This is a genomic window from Lysobacter sp. HA35, assembly GCF_054061195.1.
Map to the genome: position 1 here is coordinate 2,318,455 of NZ_JBSSDY010000001.1, position 22,249 is coordinate 2,340,703.

The window sequence follows — 22,249 nt, forward strand, 5'->3', positions numbered from 1 at the left end:
CGGCAGCCTCGGCGCGCCTCACGGTCGCGCGCTGCCTGACCGGCATCGTTCTGCTCACCGTAGCGACAGTCGCATCGGCGCGGACACCGGCGGCGGCCGACTGCAACGCCGAGGCAACGTCGTCCGTACTCGCCTCTGCTGTGGACGGTCGCAGCGATGCGCGTGCGTATTGGCTCGACGACACGACGCTGCGCTGGCCGGGAAAATCACCGGGCGCGCATTACCGGCTCGTCGCGTCGCGGAATGGGGCGCTGCATATCGATGGCGACCGACGGCTGCACGGCGCAGATCTTTCGCTCCCGCTGACGCCGAGCGACGCGCCGCTTACCGGCGAAACGGAAAGAGCGTTCCGTTTCGTTCCCGCCGGCGCGCAGTTCGCGTTGGACCACGACCAGACCCGCACGGTGCGCAAGAACATCGCCGCACAATGGTGGCTGGTCGAGCAGGACACCAACCGCCGCGTCACCGATGCGACCTACATCCAATCCCCCGGCCTGCTCGACGCCGCGTTCGATGGCGACCGAGCGCCGCTCGGTCCGCGCGTCGAGCGGTCCGCGACGAGCTTCGGTGTGTGGGCGCCGACGGCGCGCAACGTTTCGCTGTGCATCTATCCGACCGCAACGGATCCCGCGGCGGCGCCAGTCGCCATGCAACGCGACGATGCGACGGGTGCATGGACGACACGCATCTCCGGTGACATGCACGGTCACGCCTACCTGTTTCTCGTCGACGTCTTCGTCCCCGGCGTCGGCGTCGTGCGCAACCGCGTCACCGATCCGTACTCGGTGACGCTGACGACTAACTCGCAGCGCAGCGTCATCGAAGATCTTGCGGACTTGCGAGATGCGCGGCTCGCACCGAATGGATGGTCGAGTCATGCGCGCCCGGAGCCGGCCGCCAGCAACGTCGACATGACGGTGTACGAACTGCACGTGCGGGACTTCTCCGTTGCCGACACGAGCGTTCCCGCAGAACATCGCGGCCGCTATCTCGCGTTCACCGACACTGCGTCGAACGGCCTGAAGCATCTCGCGACACTGCACGACGCAGGGCTCACCGACGTGCACCTGCTGCCGGTGTTCGACATCGCGACGATCGCCGAACAGGGCTGCGTCACGCCCGATATCGTCCGCGGTGCCCCTGACAGCCCGAGACCGCAGGCGGCGATCGCCGCGGTCAGCAAGACCGACTGCTACAACTGGGGCTACGACCCGCAGCACTTCGGCGCGCCCGAAGGCAGTTATGCGACCGACGCCAGCGATGGCGCGGTGCGCATCCGCGAGTTCCGCATGATGGTGCAGGCACTGCACGCGCTCGGCCTGCGCGTCGGCATGGACGTGGTCTACAACCACACCACGACATCGGGCCAGGCCGACACCTCGGTGCTCGACCGCATCGTGCCCGGCTACTACTACCGGCTCGACGCGAAGGGCGCGGTCGAGCATTCGACCTGCTGCGAGAACACCGCGACCGAGCACCGCATGATGGCGCGGCTCATGGCCGACACGCTGGTGCGCTGGGCGCGTGACTACGGCATCGACTCGTTCCGCTTCGACCTGATGGGCCACCAGCCGCGCGCGGCGATGGAACGCGCACAGCGTGCGCTGCGCGACGCGGTCAGCCACGACATTCCGCTGATCGGCGAAGGCTGGAACTTCGGCGAGGTCGCGAACGGCGCGCGCTTCGTGCAGGCCGCGCAGGGTGCGTTGAGCGGCACGGGCATCGCGACCTTCAGCGATCGTGCGCGCGACGCGCTGCGCGGCGGTGGCTGCTGCGACAGCGGCGAGGACCTGCTGCGTCGCAAGGGCTGGCTCAACGGTGCAGCCGACACCCGTGCCGACGCGCTGCGCGACGCTGACCTCATCCGCGTTGGCCTCGCCGGCACGCTGCACGACTACACGACCACGTTCGCCGACGGCCGCATCGCGCCGCTGTCCTCGCTCGACTACAGCGGACAACCGGCCGGCTACGCGAGTGCGCCGACGGAAGTCGTCAACTACGTCGAGAACCACGACAACCTGACGCTGTTCGACGTCGATGCATTGCGTCTTCCGACCGACACCACGCCCGCAGAGCGTGCACGCGTGCAGGCGCTCGGCATCGCGATCGTCGCGCTGAGCCAAGGCGTCGCCTACTACCACGCCGGCATCGACGTGCTGCGCAGCAAGTCGCTGGACCGCAACAGCTTCGAATCCGGCGACGCATTCAACCGCATCGACTGGACGTATACCGACAACGGCTTCGGCGTCGGCCTTCCGCGCGAGGCCGACAACGGCAAGGACTGGCCGCTGCTCGCGCCGGTGCTGCGCAATCCGTCGATCAAACCATCACCCGACGACATCGCATGGACGCGCGACGTCTTCCGCGACTGGCTGCGCCTGCGCGCGTTGACGCCGCTGCTGCGTCTTCGCACCGCTGACGAGGTGCAGCGTCGCCTGTCTTTCGAAAACACCGGCCCGTCCCAGAACCCCGCGGTCATCGTCGGGCATCTCGACGGCGTCGGCATGCCGGGTGCGCGCGAACTGCTCTACCTCGTCAACGCCTCGCCCACTGCGCAGACGCTGGACCTGCCGCGCGAAGCGAACAAGCATTACGTGCTCCATCCCGCCCTGCAGCACGGCCGCGACGCGCGCGTCCGCGAAGCCCGTTACGACCCGCATGGCCGTGTCACCGTGCCCGGCCGCACCGCCGCCGTTTTCGTCATCGAGTAAGCCATGACCTTTCGACCCGCCCGTCTCGTTGCGTCGCTGCTGTTGCTGATCGCGACGTCACCCGTGCTCGCGAAAACCGTCGCCAGCGTCGACTCGCCCGATCACAAGCTGCATGTCGAACTCGACGTGGACGACGGCCGCATCGGCTATCGCGTATTCCGCAACGGCGCGCCACTGATCGGCACGTCGCGACTCGGGTTCCTGCTCCAGAACGCCGAGCAGATCCAGCGCAACCTCGCATTCACATCGCAGGCGACGCGCAGCGTCGATGAAACCTGGGAGCAGCCGTGGGGCGAGCGCCGCGTCACGCGCAATCACTACAACGAGCTGCGCACGCGTTTCACCGAGACCATTAACGGCAAGCGCGCGATAGACGTGACGTTCCGCGTGTTCGACGACGGCGTCGGCTTCCGCTACGAATTCCCGGACCAGCCTTCGATGAAGGATGTGCGCATTACGGACGAGCTCACCGAGTTCGACGTGGTGCCGAACGCGACCGCGTGGTGGATTCCCGCCGGCGAGTGGAACCGCTACGAGTACCTGTACAACCGCACGCCGCTGCGCGAAGTCAGCCAGGCGCATACGCCGATCACGTTGAAGACTGACGACGGCACCTACCTGTCGTTCCATGAGGCCGCACTGGTCGACTATTCGAGCATGTGGCTGCGCCGCGTCGAGGGCCAGCGCATGAAGGCGCAGTTGGCACCCGGCAGCGAAGGCTGGAAGGTGCGTCGCATGGCACCGTTCACGACGCCGTGGCGCACGATCACGATCAGCGACCGCGCCGGCGGGCTGGTTGAGTCCAGCCTGATCCTCAACCTCAACGAGCCGAACAAGATTGGCGACGTGAGCTGGTTTAAGCCCGCCAAGTACGTGGGCGTGTGGTGGACGCTGCATCTCGAACAGCACAGCTGGGCGACCGGCGCGAAGCACGGCGCGACGACGGACGAGACCAAGCGCTATATCGACTTTGCGGCGCAACACGGCTTCCGCGGCGTGCTGGTCGAAGGCTGGAACCCCGGCTGGGACGGCAACTGGTTCGCCAACGGCTGGGATTTCGACTTCACCAAGGCGACGCCCGACTTCGACATCGAAGCGCTATCGAAGTACGCGGCGTCGAAGGGCGTGCACCTGATCGGGCATCACGAGACGGGCTGCGCCGTCAGTCATTACGAACGCCAGCTGCCGAAGGCGCTGGATCTCGACCAGCGGCTCGGCATCGACGTGGTCAAGACCGGTTACGTCTGCGATGCGGGGCAGATCGAGCGCCAGGACGTCGAAGGCGGCCCGGTGCTGCGCGAATGGCATGACGGCCAGTGGCGCGCGAACCACCAGCTTCGCGTGGTGCAGGAAGCGGCGAAGCAGCATATCGCGATCGTCGATCACGAGCCGATCAAGGACACCGGCCTGCGTCGCACGTATCCGAACTGGATCGCGCGCGAAGGCGCGCGCGGCATGGAATACAACGCCTGGGGCAATCCGCCGAACCCGCCGGAGCACGAGGCGAATCTGGTGTTCACTCGACTGCTGTCGGGCCCGATGGACTTCACTCCGGGCGTGCTGAGCCTGAAGGGCCGCAACGGGCAGCAGATCGAGAGCACGCTGGCCAAGCAGCTCGCCAACTATGTGGTGATCTATTCGCCGGTGCAGATGGCGGCGGACCTGCCGGAGAATTACGAGCAGCACCTCGACGCGTTCCGCTTCATCGAGGACGTACCGACCGACTGGGAAGACACGCGTGTGATCAACGGCGAGCCCGGCGACTTCGTCACCATCGCGCGCAAGCAGCGCGGCACGAACGACTGGTTCGTCGGTTCGGTGACGGACGAGAACGCGCGGACGCTCACGCTGCCGCTGGACTTCCTCGACGCGGGCCGCACCTACGAAGCGCAGATCTATCGCGACGGTGACGGTGCGGACTCGAAGACGAATCCGTTCGCGTTCGTAGTGGAGACGAAGCACGTCAAGCGCGGCGACGTGCTGACGTTGAACTTGGCCGCGGGCGGTGGTGAGGCGATCCGTCTGAAGGCGCTGAAGTGAGCGCAAGCGCGATGCAGCGACTGGGGGCGGTTGCGCTATCGCTGCCCGTGGCGTCAGCGTTGGCCGCGGTGCCGACGCAACCGCTTCGAGTCGACGACTACCCGATCATGGCGCCGGGCGTCGCGCCGACGCCGTTGCATGTCCGCGTGTTCGTTCCTGCCAGCTGTCGTAACGGCGCGGCGCCCGCGTGCGAGTCTCTTTACGTCGACGACGGCCAGGACGCGGGGGCCGTGCATCTCGCCGACACATTGTCATCGCTTGCTGCGTCGGGCGACACCCGCGCACCCATCGTCATCGCGATCGACATGCCGCCCGACCGCATGGGGGCATACGGCTTTTCCGACCGCGCAGCAGGCAAGTCGGTCGTCGCGCCGACCAAGTACGGGGACGTCGGCGCGCGCGCTCAGGCTTACTCCGAATGGCTGGTGCATACGCTGGTGCCGTTCGTGGACTCGCGCTACGCCGTGCGGCCGACGCCAAATGCACGCGCCATCCTCGGCTGGTCACTCGGCGGCGCGCATGCGTTCAATGTCGGCTGGCAGTACCCGGAAGTGTTCGGCCGCGTCGGTGCGTTCTCGCCATCGTTCTGGTTGACGACGGATCGAACCGATTCATCGACGCTGCAGCACACTCGGATCGCGCAGTCGATGCTCGCCGAGTTCAATGCGCCGCGCGGCTCGCGATTCTTCTTCGCGATCGGTACGGACGAGGAAACCAGCGATCGCGATGGCGACGGCGTCAACGACGCCGTGGACGATGTTCGCGATCTGGTCGAGGGCTGGAATGCCGACGCGGGCGGCATGAGGGGGCTGAAGCAGCTCGGCTATCGCGTCACCGAAGACCCGACGCGCGACACGGGAAGCAGCGACGTCGCGCTCTACGTGCTTGATGGCGGCCGCCACGAACAGGCGAGCTGGGCACGCATGCTGCCGGTGTTCCTGCGGTGGATGTATTCGCCGCGCACGCCCTGAGCGACTCCCGAATCGGTGCCGGTCGACGGCGCGCCGTCGAGTATTTCTGCGCGCGGGCGGTCGTCGTCCACTGACACTGTCGAACCGGTCGAGCATCACGAAACGGGCGATCAGGGCGCGTCGATCCAGTAAGCCGACATCGGCAGCGACCATGATGCCGCGCAAACCAACGTCGTGTGCCGCCATCCACGCCTGTTCATGTCGCCCGACGCGCCGTGCGCGCCATGCCATGTCGTCCGCGGCGCGTTGGGCTGTCACGGCACTGCCATGAATACGTTTGCAGGGCAATTTGTGCAGGGAGGGCGGCCTCTACCATCGCCGCAGCTCGGTAGACGGTCGCCGCAGCAGCCCGGCCATGCGACGTCGATCGCAGCCGTCCGATTAAGAACCTCTAAGTTCGGGGAGTACCTGGGGATGTTGAATCTGAAACGCAATCTGCTCAGCGTCGCGCTCGCCAGCGCGGCAATGATGCTCGCGTCGGCCGCGCAGGCGCAGACCGCCACGCCGGCGAGCCCGTCGGACGCGCCCGATGCCAAGCAGCTCGACACCGTCACGGTGCGCGGCATTCGTCGCGGCATCGAGCGCTCCATCGACGTCAAGAAGAATTCCACGTCGATCGTCGAAGCCGTTTCGGCCGAAGACATCGGCAAGCTGCCGGACGTGAGCATCGCCGAGTCGATCGCGCGCCTGCCCGGTCTCGCCGCCCAGCGCGTCGCCGGTCGTGCACAGGTCATCAGCGTGCGCGGCCTGTCGCCCGACTTCTCCACCTCGCTGCTCAACGGTCGCGAGATGGTCAGCACCGGTGACAACCGCAGCGTCGAGTTCGACCAGTACCCGTCCGAGCTGCTCAGCGGCGTGACCGTGTACAAGACGCCGGACGCCGGTCTCGTGGGCCAGGGTCTGTCGGGCACGATCGACATGCAGACGGTGCGCCCGCTCAACTTCCAGGAGCGCGTGATCGCGGTCAGCGCGCGCGGCCAGCACAACTCGCTGGGCGCCGCTGGCAACCAGGACGCCTTCGGCAACCGGTTCAACGCCAGCTACATCGACCAGTTCGCGAACCGCACCTGGGGCATCGCCCTCGGCTACTCGCATTCGGATACGCCGATCCAGGAAAACCAGGTCGGCCTGTACGAGCCCTGGGAACAGATCGGCCCGACATGGCGTCCGGGCGTGCCTTCGGGCGCCACGTGCCCGAGCTCCACCGCGACCGACTGCACGTACTTCTCCGAAGGCATCAAGGCGCTGCGCCGCACTGGTTACCAGAAGCGCGACGCGCTGATGGGTACGCTCGAATTCCGCCCGAATGCGGACTGGACGAGCACGCTCGACGTCTTCCACACCGAAGCGCATCAGGAAGACACGGCCAACCAGTTCGAGGTCAACCTCGGCAATTACCCGGTGCCGATCAATGTCACCGGCGCGCAGATCAACAGCAACCACACGTTTACCAGTGGCACGGTCGCCAACGTCTATCCGCTGGTCCGCGGCATGTACAACGACCGCAAGGACAAGATCGACGCGTTCGGCTGGAACAACCGCTTCAACATCGGCGCGGTCAAGCTCGATGCGGACGTCAGCTGGTCGCGCGCCAAGCGCAACGAGCTGAGCCTCGAGAACAACACGCAGCTTCAGAGCCCGGCGCTCGACACGCTCGGCCTGCAGATCAACCCCGACAGCTTCTCGCAGCTCGACCCGGCACGCGATTACAGCGACCCTTCGAAGCTGTACGTCAGTAACACGATCTACGGTTCGGGTTACGGCAAGGTGCCGCGCGTGGTCGACGAGCTGAAGAGCTATCGCCTGACCGCGAACTTCGCCGGTCCGCAGTCGCTGCAGTGGATCAAGGACTTCGACGTCGGCATCAACTACGCCGACCGCGAGAAGGAAAAGCACCAGCCCGAGGCGAACATCAACCTGCCCCCCACGCAGGCTCCCTTCGCGATCCCGAGCGACCTGCAGTACGGTTTCGTCAACCTGGGCTTCGCTGCAATCGGCCTGATTCCGGCGTGGAACGTTCCCGGTGTCGTCGACCGCTTCATGACCTTCGACCCGAGCGAAACGGCCGCCGGCTACCTGGTCGCCAAGGCGTGGACGGTGGACGAGAAGATCACCACCACGTTCGCGAAGGCCAACCTCGATACGCAGTGGGGCAGCGTTCCGGTGCGCGGCAACATCGGCGTGCAGGTGCAGCATGTCGACCAGTCGTCGACGGGCAACGTGTTCGACGATAGCCGCCCGGCGGGCCAGCAGATCGTCGCCTACACGCGCGGCAAGACCTACACCGACGTGCTGCCGAGCCTGAACCTCGCGTTCTCGCTGCCGGACGACCAGACGCTGCGCGTCGCGCTCGCCAAACAGGTTGCGCGTCCGCGTATCGACGAGCTGCGCGCGTCGCGTGACTTCGGCGTCAACCAGAACAAGAACCCGGCCGAGCCTGGGGCGAGCGGCGGCAACCCGGAACTCGATCCGTGGAAGGCGAACGCGTTCGATATCTCGTACGAGAAGTACTTCGGCACCAAGGCCTACGTGGCCGCGGCGTACTTCTACAAGGACCTGACGACCTACATCTACTCGCAGAAGGTCGACAACTACGACTTCTCCGACCTGCTGCAGGGCTACGTGGTGCCGCCGGGCGGCACCGTGCCGAAGTCGACCGGCACGTTCACCGCCCCGTTCAATGGCAAGGGCGGCAAGATGCAGGGCCTGGAGCTCACCGCGTCGCTGCCGCTCAACCTGTTCACTCCGGTGCTCGACGGCTTCGGCATCATCGCCAGCGCGACGTACAACGACAGCAACATCACCATCCCGCCGGATGACTCGAACGTCAGCAGTGTCGGCAGCGCGCCGATCGCCCTGCCGGGCCTGTCCAAGCGCGTCTACAACTTCACCGCGTACTACGAGAAGAGCGGCTTCGAGGCGCGCATCAACAACCGTCGTCGTTCCGACTTTATCGGCGAGATCGGCAACTTCAACGGCAACCGCACGCTGCGCTATGTGGTCGGCGAGAACATCACCGACGCGCAGGTCAGCTACACGTTCGGCGACGAGAGCTCGCTCAAGGGTCTCAGCCTGCTGCTGCAGGCCAACAACCTCACGAACGAGGCCTACCGCACGTATGCCGGCACCAAGGACCGCCCGCTCGAGTACATCGAATGGGGCCGCACCTACCTGGTGGGCGTGAGCTACAAGTTCTGATCCTGCTGATCGCGTAACCCCCAGCCCCTGCCGGTTCTCTCCGACGGCAGGGGCTTTTTTTTGGTACACGTTCGCTATCCGATGGAGTCGCCGATGTCCTCCAATGCCGTGCAGGTCGCCGTATTCCTTGCGATGACCGCGCTCGTCGCGCTCGCCACGTGGTGGCGCTGCCGCCGCGAGCGTCATACCGCCGACCGCGGTCGCGACTACTTCCTTGCCGGCGGTTCGCTGACCTGGCCCTTCATCGCCGGCTCGCTGCTGCTCACCAACCTGTCGGCCGAACAGATCGTCGGCATGAATGGCGCGCAGACCATGCTGATGGCGTGGTGGGAATTCGGCGCGGCGGCCGGCCTGCTGGTGCTCGCGCACGTGCTGGTGCCGATGTACTACCGCTACAAGTGCACGACCACGACGGAGTTGCTCGAGCGTCGCCTCGGCGACCCCGGCCTGCGTCGCGCGGTGTCGGTGATGTTCCTGCTCGGCTATCTCTTCATCCTTCTGCCGATGGTGCTGTACACCGGCTCGAAGTTCATGGCGTCGATGTTCCATCCGGACCTGCCGATTCTCGCCATCGCGGTTCTGTTCGCGATCGGCGGCCTCGCATATGCGGCACTTGGCGGTCTACGCGCGATCGCGATCTCCGACACCTACATGGGCGTGGTGCTGCTGGTGATGGGCATCCTCGTCACCGTGTTTGCGCTCAACGCGATTCACTGGGATCTGTCCGACGTGCCCGTGCAGCGGCTCACGCTGATCGGCGCGGCGGATTCGGATATTCCGTGGCAGACACTGTTCACCGGCATGCTGTTCGCGCACTTGTTCTACTGGGGCACGAACATGGTGATCGCGCAGCGCGCACTCGCCGCACCGACGGTGCGCGAAGCACAGAAGGGCATCTACGCTGCCGCGTTCTTCAAGCTGCTCACGCCGCTGATCGTGGTGCTGCCCGGCATCATCGCGTTCAAGCTGTTCGGTGATGTCGACGACGACGCCTACGGGCGACTGGTTGGCGCGGTGCTGCCGTCGTGGCTGTCGGGCGCGTTCGCCGCAGCGATCACCGGCGCCGTGCTGTCGAGCTACAGCGCGGCGCTCAATTCGGCGGCGGCGCTGTACACGGTCGACGTGCACCTGGCGAAGATCAATCCGAATGCCGACGCCAAGCGGCTAGGCCGCATCGTCACCATCGCGTTCACCGTGGTGTCGCTGGCCATCGTGCCGCTGTACACGCATTCCAAGAGCATCATCGGCACGCTGCAGCAGCTCAACGGGCTGTATTCGATGCCGGTGCTCGCCGCGTTCATCGTCGCGATCTTCTTCAACGGCGTGAATGCACGCGCGGTGCGCTGGTCCTTGGTGTTCGGCACGCTGCTGTATGCCTTCTTCACCTTCGGCTGGCCAGCGCTGACGGCGCGCCACCTGCTGTCGCCGCCGCCGCACTACATCCACCTGATGTTCGCGACGCTGCTCGCGACGATCGCGTTCGCGCTGGTCGGCAGCCGCCTGATGGGCGAGGCACGGCGTCAGGCGATCCCCGACGCCGCCTGAGTTCTCCCCGATGCAGACGGGCCGCCGCTTGGCGGCCCGTTGCGTTTCCGGCCCGGCGTTCAGCGGCCAGCCGACGCGAGCGGGCGTAAGCTCGCCGCATGATCCTGGACTACATGCTCGGGCATAGCCCGCTGGTGCTCATCGCGCTCACCGCATTGGCGGTGGTCGCGTTCGCCCTCGCGCAGCTCACGCGTCTTGGCCGGCGTCGCGACCGTCGCCGCTGAGGCTTACGTCGCGCGCAGTGCCGCGGCTTCGCGCGCGAGCCGGCCGACGCGTTCCCAGTCGCCGGCCAGCAATGCATCCGACGGCACCATCCACGAACCGCCGACGGTCGCCACGTTCTTCAGCGCGAAGTAGTTCGGCGCCTTGCCCGCGTCGATGCCGCCGGTGGGACAGAAGCGGATGTCGGCGAACGGGCCACTGAATGCTTTGAGCGCGGTGACGCCGCCTGCGCCTTCGGCCGGAAAGAACTTGAAGCGTCGATAGCCGCGCTCCATGCCGAGCATCAGTTCGCTGGCGGTCGCGACGGCGGGGATGAAGGCGAGCGCGCTGAGTTCGGCGGCGTCATAGAGCTTGGCAGTCGCGCCCGGCGCGATGCCGAACACCGCACCGGTGGCTTCCACCGCGCGGAAGTCCTCGGCACGCAACATTGTGCCGGCACCAACCACCGCACCTGGCACTTCGGTGACGATCGCGCGCATCGCATCCAGCGCGCATGGCGTGCGCAACGTGACTTCGAGTACCGGCAATCCCGCATCGACCAACGCACGCGCCAGCGGCACCGCGTCTTCGAGACGATCGATCGCGAGCACCGGCAGCACCGGCGCCTGCGCGAGGATGGAATCGATGCGCGCCGCGCGCGTTTCGGGCGTCCAGTTCATCGGTCGTTCTCCGTCGATGCCCGCAGCGCGACGGCCGCGCCGAGCAGGCCGGGTTGCGGATGGGTGATCACGTCGATCGCGACGTTCTCGAGATACGCGGCGAAGCGACCCTTCGCGAGGAAGCGCTCGCGAAACGCGCTCGACCGCAGGAACGGTACGAAGCGCGGCACGATACCGCCGGCGATCATCACGCTGCGCGCGCCGTGCACCAGCGCGACGTCGCCGCAGACGCTGCCGAGAATCGCGCAGAAACGCGCAAGCGCACGACGTGCGGTGAGGTCATGGCCTTCGAGTGCGAGACGCACGACTTCTGCAGGATCGCGCAGCGTCGGCTGCGTTCCCGCAGGACGTTCCGGATCACGCAATACCGCATCGACCTGCGCCAACCCGGTACCGCACAGCACGCGCTCGGTGGACGTGCGCCCGTGCAGCGAATCCAGCCAGCGCGCGATGAGGCGCTCCTCGTCCCCAACCGGCGCGAACGTGCCGTGCCCGCCTTCCGTTTCGATCACGCGCCAGCCCGTGGCTTCGTCGCCAATGAGCAGTGCGACGCCGAGCCCCGTGCCCGGCCCGATCACCGTCACCGGCGAACGCGGCGGGCGCTGCGACGGCCCATACAGATGCAACGCATCGTCGTCGGACAACGCCGGCACCGCCCATGCGACGGCGCCGAAATCGTTGAGCAGCAGCAAGCGTTCGAGGCCCAACGCCTGTTCGAGTTCGCGACGACTGAACGACCACGCGCGATTCGTCAGACGGATCTCATCGGCATTGACCGGCGAGGCAACCGCGATCGCCGCCCGCGTCGGCTGCGCACCGACGCCCTGCAGGTAGTGCTCGCAGGCGTGCTGCAGCGATGCGAAGTCGCCGCAGGCTAGAGGTCGAATGTCATGCAGCGACGGCGTCGCGGCATCAAGGTCGGTCAGCGCGAATCGCGCATTGGTGCCACCGATGTCGGCGATCAGGCCGAGATTGCTCATGCGGAGAGTTCCCGGTCGCTGGCGTCCAGCAGGCTGCATGCGCCTTCTTCGGCGCTTCCGACTTCGCGGCGCATCAGCGCGAACAGTTCACGGCCAATACCGGTGCGGTTGTTCGACAGATCGGGCAGCTGCGGCGTGCGTGAATTCCATTCGGCTTCGTCGACGCGTACGTCGATGGTCCCGGCATCGGAATCGATGCGCACGACGTCACCGGCCTGCAACTTCGCGATCGCGCCACCATCGGCCGCTTCCGGCGTGAGATGGATCGCGGCGAGCACCTTGCCCGACGCACCGGACATGCGCCCGTCGGTGAGCAGCGCCACCTTCTGCCCGCGATCCTGCAGCACCGACAGCGTCGGCGTGAGCTTGTGCAGCTCCGGCATGCCGTTCGCCTTCGGGCCCTGCCCGCGTACGACCGCGATGAAGTCGCCTTCCAGCAGGCCGGCGCGGAATGCATCGAGCAACGTGTCCTGCGCTTCGAAGATGCGCACCGGCGCTTCGATGATGCGGTGCTCCGGCGCGACCGCCGATACCTTGACCACCGCGCGGCCGAGATTGCCCTGCAGACGACGCAGACCGCCTTCGCTGTCGAACGCATCGCTGACGGGACGCACCACGGACGAATCGCGCGACTGCACAGGCGCATCGGCCCAGCGCAATGTCGTGCCGTCGAGATACGGCTGTTTCGCCTGGTCGCGCAGCGTGCCGCCGTGCACGCAGCGCACGTCCTCGTGCAGCAGGCCGCCGTCAATGAGTTCGCGGATCACGAAGGCGACGCCGCCGGCGGCCTCGAAGTGGTTCACGTCGGCGCTGCCGTTCGGATACACGCGTGCGAGCAGCGGCGTGACGCGCGAGAGTTCGTCGAGATCGTCCCAGTCGATGCGCAGGCCGGCGGCGCGTGCGATCGCGACAAGATGGATCGCATGGTTGGTGGAGCCACCGGTCGCAGCGAGGCCGACCATCGCGTTGACGATCGAGCGCTCGTCGACGACGTCGCACAGCGGCGTGTACTCGTCGCCCAGTGCGGTGATCTGCAGCACGCGTTCGGTGGCGGCGACCGTGAGCGCATCGCGCAGCGACGTACCGGGATTGACGAACGCGGTGCCCGGCATGTGCAGGCCCATCACTTCCATCAGCATCTGGTTGGAGTTCGCGGTGCCGTAGAAGGTGCAGGTGCCCGGCGAGTGGTACGACGCGGCTTCGGCTTCGAGCAGCTCGTCGTAGCCGACCTTGCCTTCGGCATGCAGCTGGCGAATGCGCGCCTTTTCCTTATTCGGAATGCCGGACGGCATCGGCCCCGCCGGCACCAGGATGCACGGCAGATGGCCCCAGCTCAGCGCGCCGATCAACAGGCCCGGCACGATCTTGTCGCAGATGCCGAGCAGCAGCATGCCGTCGAACATGTCATGGCTCAGCGCGATCGCGGTGCCGAGCGCGATGGTGTCGCGCGAGAACAGCGACAGCTCCATGCCGTAGCGGCCCTGCGTGATGCCGTCGCACATCGCGGGAACGCCGCCGGCGACCTGCGCGCTGCCGCCGTTGGCACGTGCGATGGCGCGGATGAGCGTCGGATACGTTTCGAACGGCTGGTGCGCGGACAGCATGTCGTTGTAACTGGTGACGATGCCGATGTTGGCGCCGACCTTCCCGCGCAGCAGCGGCTTGTCGGCACCGGCGGCGGCGAAACCGTGGGCGAGGTTGCCGCAGCCAAGGCCACCGCGCGCGGGGCCGTCCTGGCGCATCGACGCCATGCGCGCCAGGTAGATCGCACGCGATGGCGCGCTGCGCTCGCGGATGCGCGCGGTCACGCGCTCGACGGTGGGATGCAGGGACATCAGGGACTCCAGTGGACGTGCACCGTGCGGGCCGGCGCATGCAGCAGCGCGGCGACCGGTCGCTTCGATGCGTCCGCATCGGCATACACGGCCTCCAGCACCGCGCGCTTGGCGGCGCCGGTCACGACGAGGTGCAGGGTGTGCGCACGCAGCAGGCGCGCCGCGGTGAGCGAAATGCGCGGGAACGGGGCTTCGACAGGCAAAGGATCGGGATCGACGCGCAGCGCTTCAAGCGTGCATGCGTGGTCGAGCCCGGCCGCCAGTTGGCGCGCGTTCGGGAACAGCGACGCGGTGTGCGCATCGGCGCCCATGCCGAGCACCACGGCATCGAACTCACCCGGATGATCGGCGAGCATCGCGCGTGCATAGCGCTCGGAACGTTCCGGGTCGCCGTTCGCGGTGGTCAGCGATTCCACATGCACGGGCGTCGCATCGAAAATCGAGCGCAGTTCGCTGACGTTTGAATTCGGGTGATCGTGCGGCACGCAGCGGTCGTCGGTCGGCATCAGCGTGATGTGCGATGCACGGTCGCTGTCGCGCCAACGCGATGCCAGCGCGCGATAGGCCGGCAATGGCGTGCGGCCGCCGGCAAGTGCGAGCAGCGCGTCACCGCGCGCGTCGAGCGCACTCTCCACCGTGTCGCCCAGCGTTCGCGCGAGCGCGATCGCCAGGGCTTCGCCGTCGTCGTAGGTGTGCTCGATCCAGGCCATTACTCGCGCCAGCTGTGGCCGTTGCGGTCGATGAGCGATACCGCGGCGCTCGGGCCCCACGTGCCGGCCGGATACGGTTTCGGCGCGACGCCGGCAGCACGCCAGCCGTCGTAGATCGCGTCCACCCACTGCCACGCTGCTTCGGTTTCGTCGCGACGCACGAACAACGTGCCGTTGCCTTCGATCGCGTCGAGATACAGACGCTCGTACGCGAGACGACGACGCACGCTGGCGAATTCCTCGTGCATGTCGAGATCGAGTTCCACCGGCGACAGCTGCACGCCGCCGCGATCGAGGCCCGGTGTCTTGCTCATCACCTGCAGCTCGATGCGCTCATCGGGCTGCAAGCGGATCACCAGCGCGTTCGCCTGCGGCGCGGCGCCGAAGATCGAATGCGGCACCTGTCGCAGCTGCAGGTAGATCTCCGTCGAACGCCGCGGCATGCGCTTGCCGGTGCGCAGGTAGAACGGCACGCCGGCCCAGCGCCAGTTGTCGACCTGCGCACGGATGGCGACGAAGGTTTCGGTGCGGCTCGATCGGCCGAGCTCGTCGAGATAGCCACGCACCGCCTGCGCGTCGATGGCACCAGCGGTGTACTGACCCGACACGGTTTCGGTCGCGACATCGCTGCGACCGATCGGCCGCAGCGAACGCAGCACCTTGATCTTCTCGTTGCGCACAGCGCTCGGGTCGAAATGCGACGGCGGCTCCATCGCGGTCAGGCACAGCAGCTGCAGCAGATGGTTCTGCAGCATGTCGCGCATCGCGCCGTAGTCGTCGTAGTAATCGCCGCGACCTTCGACACCGACCGTTTCGGCGACGGTGATCTGCACCTGCTGGATGTGTCGCGCATTCCACAGCGGTTCGAACATCGCATTGCCGAAGCGCAGCGCGAGCAGGTTCTGCACGCCTTCCTTGCCGAGGTAATGGTCGACACGGAAGATGCGCGACTCGTTGAACACCGCGGCGACGCTATCGTTGATCGCGTTCGCACTGGCCAGGTCGTGGCCGATCGGCTTTTCCAGCATCACGCGCGTGCCAGCATCGGCGAGATCCATCGCGCCCAGCGCGCGGCAGATATCGCCGTAGAAACGCGGCGCGGTGCTCAGGTGATAGACGACATCGCCACCGGCGCGCAATTCGCGGATGCGCTCGCCGAGCGTGGCGAAGGAGGCTTCATCGCCCAGCGTGGCCGGTACGTAGTGGACGCGTTCGAGCAGTTCGCGGACGACGCTGTCATCGCGATCGGCGGCGGGCACGAAACGTTCGATGGCCTGCGCGACGCTGTCGCGGAACGCGGCGTCGTCGAAGTCACTACGAGCGGTGCCCAGGATGCGCAGGGACGGCGGAAGCAGGCGGTCGCGATGCAGGCCGTAGAGCGACGGCAGCAGCATGCGCTGCGCGAGGTCGCCGGAGGCGCCGAAGATCGTGAGCAGCGAAGCGGGCGTTGGACTCATGGGCACGGGCATCGACAGGACTCGCAAGCGTACGGCGCGCGCAATGAAGGGTGCGGTGCAAACGATTACAGCCGCTGGCCCGAGAATACCCCGAATGGCAGCGCTGTCATGCGCCGCCGGGCCCTACGCCGGCGTGCGGTCCAGGGTCGCCTTCAGCACGGACGCGGATGGCAGCGACCAGTCGATGACGGGGCTGCCCCGACGCGCGAGGTACTCGTTCGTCGACGAGAAATGCCCGCAGCCGATGAAGCCGCGATGGGCCGACAGCGGCGACGGATGCGGCGCTTTCAGCACGCGATGTTTGGACGTGTCGATGCGCTTGCCCTTGGCCTGCGCATAGCTGCCCCACAGCAGGAACACGAGGCCCTCGCGCTCGGCGTTGAGCACGTCGACGACGTGGTCGGTGAAGCCTTCCCAACCCTTGCCCTGATGCGCGCCGGCGCGGCCGTTCTCGACGGTCAGCACCGCGTTGAGCAGCAACACGCCCTGCCATGCCCACGGCAGCAGGCAGCCGTGATCCGGCCGCGTGATACCGAGGTCGCGTTGCAGTTCGGCATAGATGTTGGCCAGCGATGGCGGCACCGGCACGCCGGGCAGCACCGAGAACGCGAGGCCATGCGCCTGCCCCGGGCCGTGATACGGGTCCTGCCCGAGCACGACCACGCGCGTGCGATCGAAAGGTGTCGCGTCGAACGCGGCGAAGATTTCCGGGCCCGGCGGAAACACCTGAGCGCCCGCGCGTTTGCGGTCGCGCAGGAAGGCGGCGAGTTGCTGCATGTCGTCGCGCAGCAGGTAATCGCCCACCTGCGCTTTCCAGCCGGGCTCGAGACGGATGTTTTCGGCAGCAGTCATCGCCGTATCGTCGGGAATCGACGCGGCGGGCGCAATGCGAACGACCTCAGGCGGCCGCGGCGTGCTCGAGTCGCGACAAGCGTAGCTGGAACAGCGTCTTGGTTATCAGCAGGCGTTCTTCGATCGGCTTGAGCACCAGATCGTTCGCGCCGGCGCGCAGCAGCTCGCTCTGGTTCTGCGGGTTGGCGTCGCCGGTCATCACCAGGATCGGCAGGCGGCGCTTGCCGTAGCCGAACTGCACGCGCAGGCGGCCGAGCAGGTCGTGCCCGCTCAGTTCGCCCTTGAGGTAGACGTCGGTCAGCACGAGGTCCGCGCCGATGTCGGGCTGGTCGCGGTGCGCGTCGAAATGCGCGAGCGCTTCCTCGACCCCGATGAAGTGCATCACCTTCAGGCCGTGGCGCTCGAGCATGCGCTTGGTCGCGACGGCCACCACCTTGCTGTCCTCGACGTAGAGCACGCGCGCGCCGGGGATCGGCTCGGGGTGCACATAGCCGCGGATGAAGGCGGCGAGCGCGGCGTGGCCGAGCGCCTTGTCGAAATAGTCGGTGACGTCTTCGGTGAAGGTGCGCGATTCCAGGTGCGACTGCGCATCGCCCGAGACCACGATGATCGGCACGTACTTCTGCCCCGCCGCCTGGCGCACGGTGCGCGCGAGCGCGATGCCGTCGCCGTCGGGCAGTGCGAGTGCCGTGGTGACGAGGTCGACCGGGCCATTGGCGAGGGCCTCGCCCGCCTGCGCGACGCCGTCGCAGCAGACGACCTCGATGCCCGGCACTTCGCGCGTCAGGACGTCGGCGATGAGCTTGCGCACCAGCTTCGATCCATCGACCACCATCACGCGCGCCGACGTGGTCGTCGGCAGATGGCGAAGATCCTGGTGCTCCGTGCTCACATCAATCGCCGGTCGAGCGGGTCTGCCGGAGATAGTGACCCGTCACCAGCCCCGCGCCAAGCCAGCCGATCAGCCCGGCGCCCAGAACTGCGACGGCGGCCCGGATCGGGTCGAAACCCTGCAGACGGAATGCGCTGCCGTACGTTTGCGCCAGCCGGGTGATCGGCTCGCGCAGCGCGAGTTCCGCGCCGGTGAGCAGGCCGAGCGCGATCGCGCCCGAGAGAAGGCCGTAGCAGGCGCCCAGGTACAGGAACGGACGACGTACGAAGCCGCCGGTGGCGCCGAGCAGCTGCAGCACCTCGATTTCGTCGCGTCGCGACTGGATATCCAGCCGGACGGTGTTGCCGACCACCAGCAGCGCGCCGAGGCCCAGCAGCGTCGCCAGCACCCAGGCGATGCGCTCGCCGAGCGTGAGCCAGCGATCGAGCCTTGTGCGCCAGGCGGCGTCCTGCTGAACGACGTCGACATCGTTGAGCGACTGCAGCGACGCCGCGAGCACCGCATCGTCGCCACGCGGTGTGATGCGCAGAAGGTGCGGCAACGGATTTTCGCCGAGCGCGTCGGCGGCTTCGGCTAGCCCGCCCTGTTCGCGGAGTTCCTTCAACCCCTCGTCCGCGCTGCGCACCGTCGCGTTGACCACGTCCGGCCGCGCGCGCACCTGCTGCGCAAGCGCATTGGCGCGCTCGAGCGTGGTGCCGGGCTTGAGATACAGGCTGACCTGCCGCGACTGCTGCACGTCGCCCGTGAACTGCGAGAGGTTCGACAGCACCGCCCACAGGCCCAGCGGCAACGCGATCGCGATCGCCATGACGCCGACCGTCAGCCCCGTCGCCCACGGCTTGCGCAGCATGCGGCCGAAGCTCGCGATCAGGCTGTAGACGTGGTGATCGAACCAGCTGCCGATGCGCGAGCGTGTCCGCACGCCTTCGACGCGCTTGGCCTTCGTCGCCTTCGTGCTCATGCGGCGAGCTCCCCGGGCGGAATGTCGTCGACGAGGCGGCCGTGGTCGAGCACGATCACGCGTTTGCGCATGCGGCGCACCAGCGCGAGGTCGTGGCTCGCCACCATCACCGAGGTGCCGCGCATCGACAGCGATTCCAGCAGCGCCATGATCTCCGTCGACAGCGCGGGATCGAGGTTGCCGGTCGGTTCGTCGGCGAGGAGAAGTTTCGGTTCGGCGACGATCGCGCGCGCAATGCCGACGCGTTGCTGCTCGCCGGCACTGAGCTGGCGCGGCAGTGCCTTCTCGCGATCGCCGAGGCCGACCTTTTCCAGCGTGGAGCGCACGCGCTTGGCGATCTCGGCGCGATGCGTGCCGCGCAGCAGCAGCGGCAGCGCGACGTTGTCGCCGATGCTGCGGTCGGCCAGCAGGCGATGGTCCTGAAAGACCACGCCGACATCGCGACGGTGCAGCGCCATGCGGCGGCCGCGCATCTTGCCGAGGTTGCGATCGTCGAAGATCACCGCGCCGCGGCTCGCGCGCTCGGTGAGGTGGATCAGGCGCAGCAGCGTGCTCTTGCCCGCACCGGAATGCCCGGTGACGAACAGCATCTCGCCCGGCGCGACCTCGAAGCTCACCTCCGCGAGCGCCTCGCGCCCGGATGCATAGCGCTTGCCGACGTTGTCGAAACGCAGAAGAGTCATGCGGCGGAGTATCGCAGATGGCCCGCGACGGCCGTCGACATCACGATGCGAACGCACCAACGAAAACGGGCGACCGCAATGCGATCGCCCGTTCGTGTCGTCGATGCGATGGACTCAGTGCTGGCTGCGCGGCGCCCGCGTGATCAGCGACTTCAGCCCGCGCGCGACGCGGCCGAGCAGGCCCGGCTTCGCATCGGACGTGACCGCGGCCGGCGCCGGCGCATCACTGCCCTGCGCACGGCCACCGCGCGGTTCGTGACGCGGCGGACGCGGCGTGCGCTCCGGACGCGGCGTCGCCGATCCGTTGCTGCTCGAACCCGACTCTGCTGCAGCTGCACCGTCGACCGGCTTGCCACGACGACGGCGACGACGCTTGCGCGGTGCCAGCTCTTCGCCGGTAACCGGATCGATGCGCGGTGCGCGCGGCGCCTTGGCGACCTCGGCGACGGCATCACCGGTCGCAGTGGCGACGACGGCCTCGGATTTCGGCTCAGTCACCGCACGCTCGGGCTTCGGCCCACGCGGCGGACGACGCTCGCCATCGCGCGAACCGCCGGTGCGGCTGCCCGAACGCGGCTTCACGCCGCGACGTGCGTCATCCTCGGCCTTCTGTTCGCGCGCTTCGCGGAAGATCGCGCTGACGCTTTCTTCCTCTTCGCCTTCCACCTTTGCGCGCGGCGTGCGCGGCAGCGCGACCAGCATGTCGGCGGTGACCTGCTCGGTCGGCAGCTTCTGCTCGATGTACGCCTCGATGTCCGGCAGGCTCATCGCGTAACGCTCGCAGGCGAAGCTGATCGCATCGCCTTCTGCGCCGAGGCGTGCGGTACGGCCGATGCGGTGGACGTAGTCCTCGGCATCGAACGGCAGGTCGTAGTTGTAGACGTGCGACACGCCATCGATGTGCAGGCCGCGCGCGGCGACGTCGGTCGCCACCAGGATCTCGAGCTGGCCGGCCTGGAACTTCTTGAGCAGCGACTCGCGCTTCTTCTGCGGCACGTCGCCCGACAGAACGCCGACGCGGTAGCCGGCGCGTTCAAGCGCACGTGCGACGCGCTCGACGAACGCCTTGGTGTTGACGAACACCATGGTGCGCGCGCCTTCCGAACGCGACAGAAGCGCGATCAGCAGGGGGATCTTTTCCTCGTCCGACGGGTAGTACACCTTCTGGCGCACCTTCGCGGCGGTGATGAACTCGCTCTCGACGACGAGCTTTTCCGGCTCGTTCATGTGCTCGTAGGCGAGCTCCAGCACGCGGTGGCTGAGCGTCGCCGAGAACAGCAGCGTCTGCCGCGTCGTGCGCTCGGGCATGCGGCGCAGCAGGAAGCGGATGTCCTTGATGAAGCCGAGGTCGAACATGCGGTCGGCTTCGTCGAGCACGCAGACTTCGCAGGCGTGCAGCGACACGACCTTGTGCTGCTTGACGTAGTCGATCAGGCGGCCGGGCGTCGCGATGATGACGTCGGCGCCCTGCTGCAGGATCTGGCGCTGCTTGTCGTAGTCGACGCCGCCGTAGATCAGCGCGAACTTGATGCCCAGCTCGGAGCCGAACTTCACCGCGTCCTTGTGGATCTGGATGGCGAGTTCGCGGGTCGGCGCGAGGATCAGCGCGCGCGGGTCCTCGGGCTTGCGGTCGGCGAGCGCGGGGCGCGTCAGCAGCCGGTTCACCACCGCCACCAGGAAGGCGAGCGTCTTGCCGGTGCCGGTCTGTGCCTGGCCGGCGACGTCGCGGCCGGCGAGTGCCAGCGGAAGGGTCATGGCCTGGATCGGCGTGCAGCGCGTGAACCCGGCGGCTTCGAGGCCGGCCAGCAGTGCGGGATGCAGGTCGAAGGAGGTAAAGGAAACGTCGGTTAGGGGCTTGTCGCTCATCAGGATCCGGCGCGCCGAGCGGCGCTTGCAGGGAGGGCGGCGACCGGAAGACGGCGGCCGGCAAAGAAGTCCGGGCGCGCGTGGGGCGGCGACGGTGGCATTCGCGGAACACTGCGGATGCGGCCGGACGGTCGCGCGGGGCTTGCACCACCGCGTAAGGTCCCCAAGTGTAGCGCATGGCTCCACGCACCCCGTGCGACCATGGCGCCCGCACCCGTACTTCGAGGAGACCTGTTCAGTGAGCGAGAAGATCAAGCACGTCGGCGATGCCGATTTCGACCGCGAGGTCCTGCAGTCGGCCGAGCCGGTGCTGGTGGACTTCTGGGCGCCGTGGTGCGGCCCCTGCAAGATGATCGCGCCCGCGCTGGATGAGCTCGCCGGCACGTACGAAGGCCGCGCGAAGATCGTGAAGGTCAACGTCGACAACGAGCGCCAGACCGCGCTGAAGTACCACGTGCGTTCCATCCCGATGCTGCTGGTCTTCAAGAACGGCCAGGTGCAGGGCACGCAGATCGGCGCGGTGGGCAAGGCCCAGCTCGCCCAGTTGATCGACAAGGCGCTCTAACGCGCTTTTCGGGTCGCGCGCCACGGCCGTGACCCGCCGATGAATCGCAGGGCCGCGCGCCGCGTCGCGCGCCCTGCTCTCGCGTAAGGTGGACTCACAGCG

17 protein-coding genes are annotated in these 22,249 nt (G+C 67.4%); 7 read left to right on the plus strand and 10 right to left on the minus strand.

Translation table 11 applies throughout. The annotated features are described in order from the left end of the window. Positions 1-140 precede the first annotated feature (140 nt). The 6 genes from ACVWZN_RS11420 to ACVWZN_RS11445 all read left to right on the plus strand — a co-directional run bounded on the left by ACVWZN_RS11420 (position 141) and on the right by ACVWZN_RS11445 (position 10,689). Positions 141-2,711 carry an alpha-1,6-glucosidase domain-containing protein gene (locus ACVWZN_RS11420; protein WP_456953913.1) on the plus strand — a complete coding sequence of 857 codons (2,571 nt, stop codon included), beginning with the start codon at positions 141-143 and terminating at the stop codon, positions 2,709-2,711. Between the two features lie 3 nt (positions 2,712-2,714). Further along, positions 2,715-4,751 (plus strand): glycoside hydrolase family 97 protein, encoded by a 2,037-nt coding sequence (locus ACVWZN_RS11425; RefSeq protein ID WP_456953914.1) that lies wholly within the window; start codon positions 2,715-2,717, stop codon positions 4,749-4,751. Beyond that, complete coding sequence (locus tag ACVWZN_RS11430) at positions 4,748-5,722, plus strand: alpha/beta hydrolase (RefSeq protein WP_456953915.1); 975 nt, start codon at positions 4,748-4,750, stop codon at positions 5,720-5,722. The genes ACVWZN_RS11425 and ACVWZN_RS11430 overlap by 4 nt, the downstream gene beginning before the upstream one ends. Positions 5,723-6,136: 414 nt before the next feature. Then, the gene (locus ACVWZN_RS11435; protein WP_456953916.1) at positions 6,137-8,920 is read left to right on the plus strand and encodes a TonB-dependent receptor; all 2,784 of its coding nucleotides are present in this window, start codon (positions 6,137-6,139) and stop codon (positions 8,918-8,920) included. Positions 8,921-9,013: 93 nt separating this feature from the next. Continuing rightward, positions 9,014-10,465, plus strand: a complete 1,452-nt coding sequence (locus ACVWZN_RS11440; RefSeq protein WP_027081661.1) for a solute:sodium symporter family transporter — start codon at positions 9,014-9,016, stop codon at positions 10,463-10,465. 98 nt (positions 10,466-10,563) lie between these two features. After that, on the plus strand, positions 10,564-10,689 hold the full coding sequence (locus ACVWZN_RS11445) for a hypothetical protein (protein WP_456953917.1): 126 nt from the start codon (positions 10,564-10,566) through the stop codon (positions 10,687-10,689). A 3-nt stretch (positions 10,690-10,692) separates the two neighbouring features. Here the strand turns inward: ACVWZN_RS11445 and eda are convergent, their stop codons facing one another. The 10 genes from eda to rhlB all read right to left on the minus strand — a co-directional run bounded on the left by eda (position 10,693) and on the right by rhlB (position 21,582). Next, positions 10,693-11,346, minus strand: a complete 654-nt coding sequence (gene eda / locus ACVWZN_RS11450) for a bifunctional 4-hydroxy-2-oxoglutarate aldolase/2-dehydro-3-deoxy-phosphogluconate aldolase (RefSeq protein ID WP_456953918.1) — start codon at positions 11,344-11,346, stop codon at positions 10,693-10,695. Continuing rightward, positions 11,343-12,326: a glucokinase gene (glk, locus tag ACVWZN_RS11455; RefSeq protein WP_456953919.1), complete on the minus strand. Its 984-nt coding sequence runs from the start codon at positions 12,324-12,326 to the stop codon at positions 11,343-11,345. The genes eda and glk overlap by 4 nt, the downstream gene beginning before the upstream one ends. Next, positions 12,323-14,161 (minus strand): phosphogluconate dehydratase, encoded by a 1,839-nt coding sequence (gene edd, locus ACVWZN_RS11460; RefSeq protein ID WP_456953920.1) that lies wholly within the window; start codon positions 14,159-14,161, stop codon positions 12,323-12,325. Before edd ends, glk begins: the two co-directional genes overlap by 4 nt. After that, positions 14,161-14,871 carry a 6-phosphogluconolactonase gene (gene pgl, locus ACVWZN_RS11465; protein WP_456953921.1) on the minus strand — a complete coding sequence of 237 codons (711 nt, stop codon included), beginning with the start codon at positions 14,869-14,871 and terminating at the stop codon, positions 14,161-14,163. The genes edd and pgl overlap by 1 nt, the downstream gene beginning before the upstream one ends. Next, positions 14,871-16,328, minus strand: a complete 1,458-nt coding sequence (gene zwf, locus ACVWZN_RS11470) for a glucose-6-phosphate dehydrogenase (protein ID WP_456953922.1) — start codon at positions 16,326-16,328, stop codon at positions 14,871-14,873. Before zwf ends, pgl begins: the two co-directional genes overlap by 1 nt. A 123-nt stretch (positions 16,329-16,451) precedes the next feature. Next, a complete protein-coding gene (ung, locus tag ACVWZN_RS11475; RefSeq protein ID WP_456953923.1) occupies positions 16,452-17,180 on the minus strand; it encodes a uracil-DNA glycosylase in 729 nt (242 codons plus the stop codon). A gap of 46 nt (positions 17,181-17,226) precedes the next feature. Next, the gene (locus ACVWZN_RS11480) at positions 17,227-18,015 is read right to left on the minus strand and encodes a response regulator (protein WP_456954761.1); all 789 of its coding nucleotides are present in this window, start codon (positions 18,013-18,015) and stop codon (positions 17,227-17,229) included. A 58-nt stretch (positions 18,016-18,073) separates the two neighbouring features. After that, positions 18,074-19,033, minus strand: a complete 960-nt coding sequence (gene ftsX / locus ACVWZN_RS11485; protein WP_456953924.1) for a permease-like cell division protein FtsX — start codon at positions 19,031-19,033, stop codon at positions 18,074-18,076. Continuing rightward, a complete protein-coding gene (gene ftsE / locus ACVWZN_RS11490; RefSeq protein WP_456953925.1) occupies positions 19,030-19,716 on the minus strand; it encodes a cell division ATP-binding protein FtsE in 687 nt (228 codons plus the stop codon). Before ftsE ends, ftsX begins: the two co-directional genes overlap by 4 nt. Before the next feature lie 114 nt (positions 19,717-19,830). Continuing rightward, the gene (gene rhlB, locus ACVWZN_RS11495; RefSeq protein WP_456953926.1) at positions 19,831-21,582 is read right to left on the minus strand and encodes an ATP-dependent RNA helicase RhlB; all 1,752 of its coding nucleotides are present in this window, start codon (positions 21,580-21,582) and stop codon (positions 19,831-19,833) included. Between the two features lie 238 nt (positions 21,583-21,820). Here rhlB and trxA point away from each other — a divergent pair, with 238 nt between their 5' ends. Then, a complete protein-coding gene (trxA, locus tag ACVWZN_RS11500; protein WP_027081651.1) occupies positions 21,821-22,147 on the plus strand; it encodes a thioredoxin in 327 nt (108 codons plus the stop codon). Positions 22,148-22,249 lie beyond the last annotated feature (102 nt).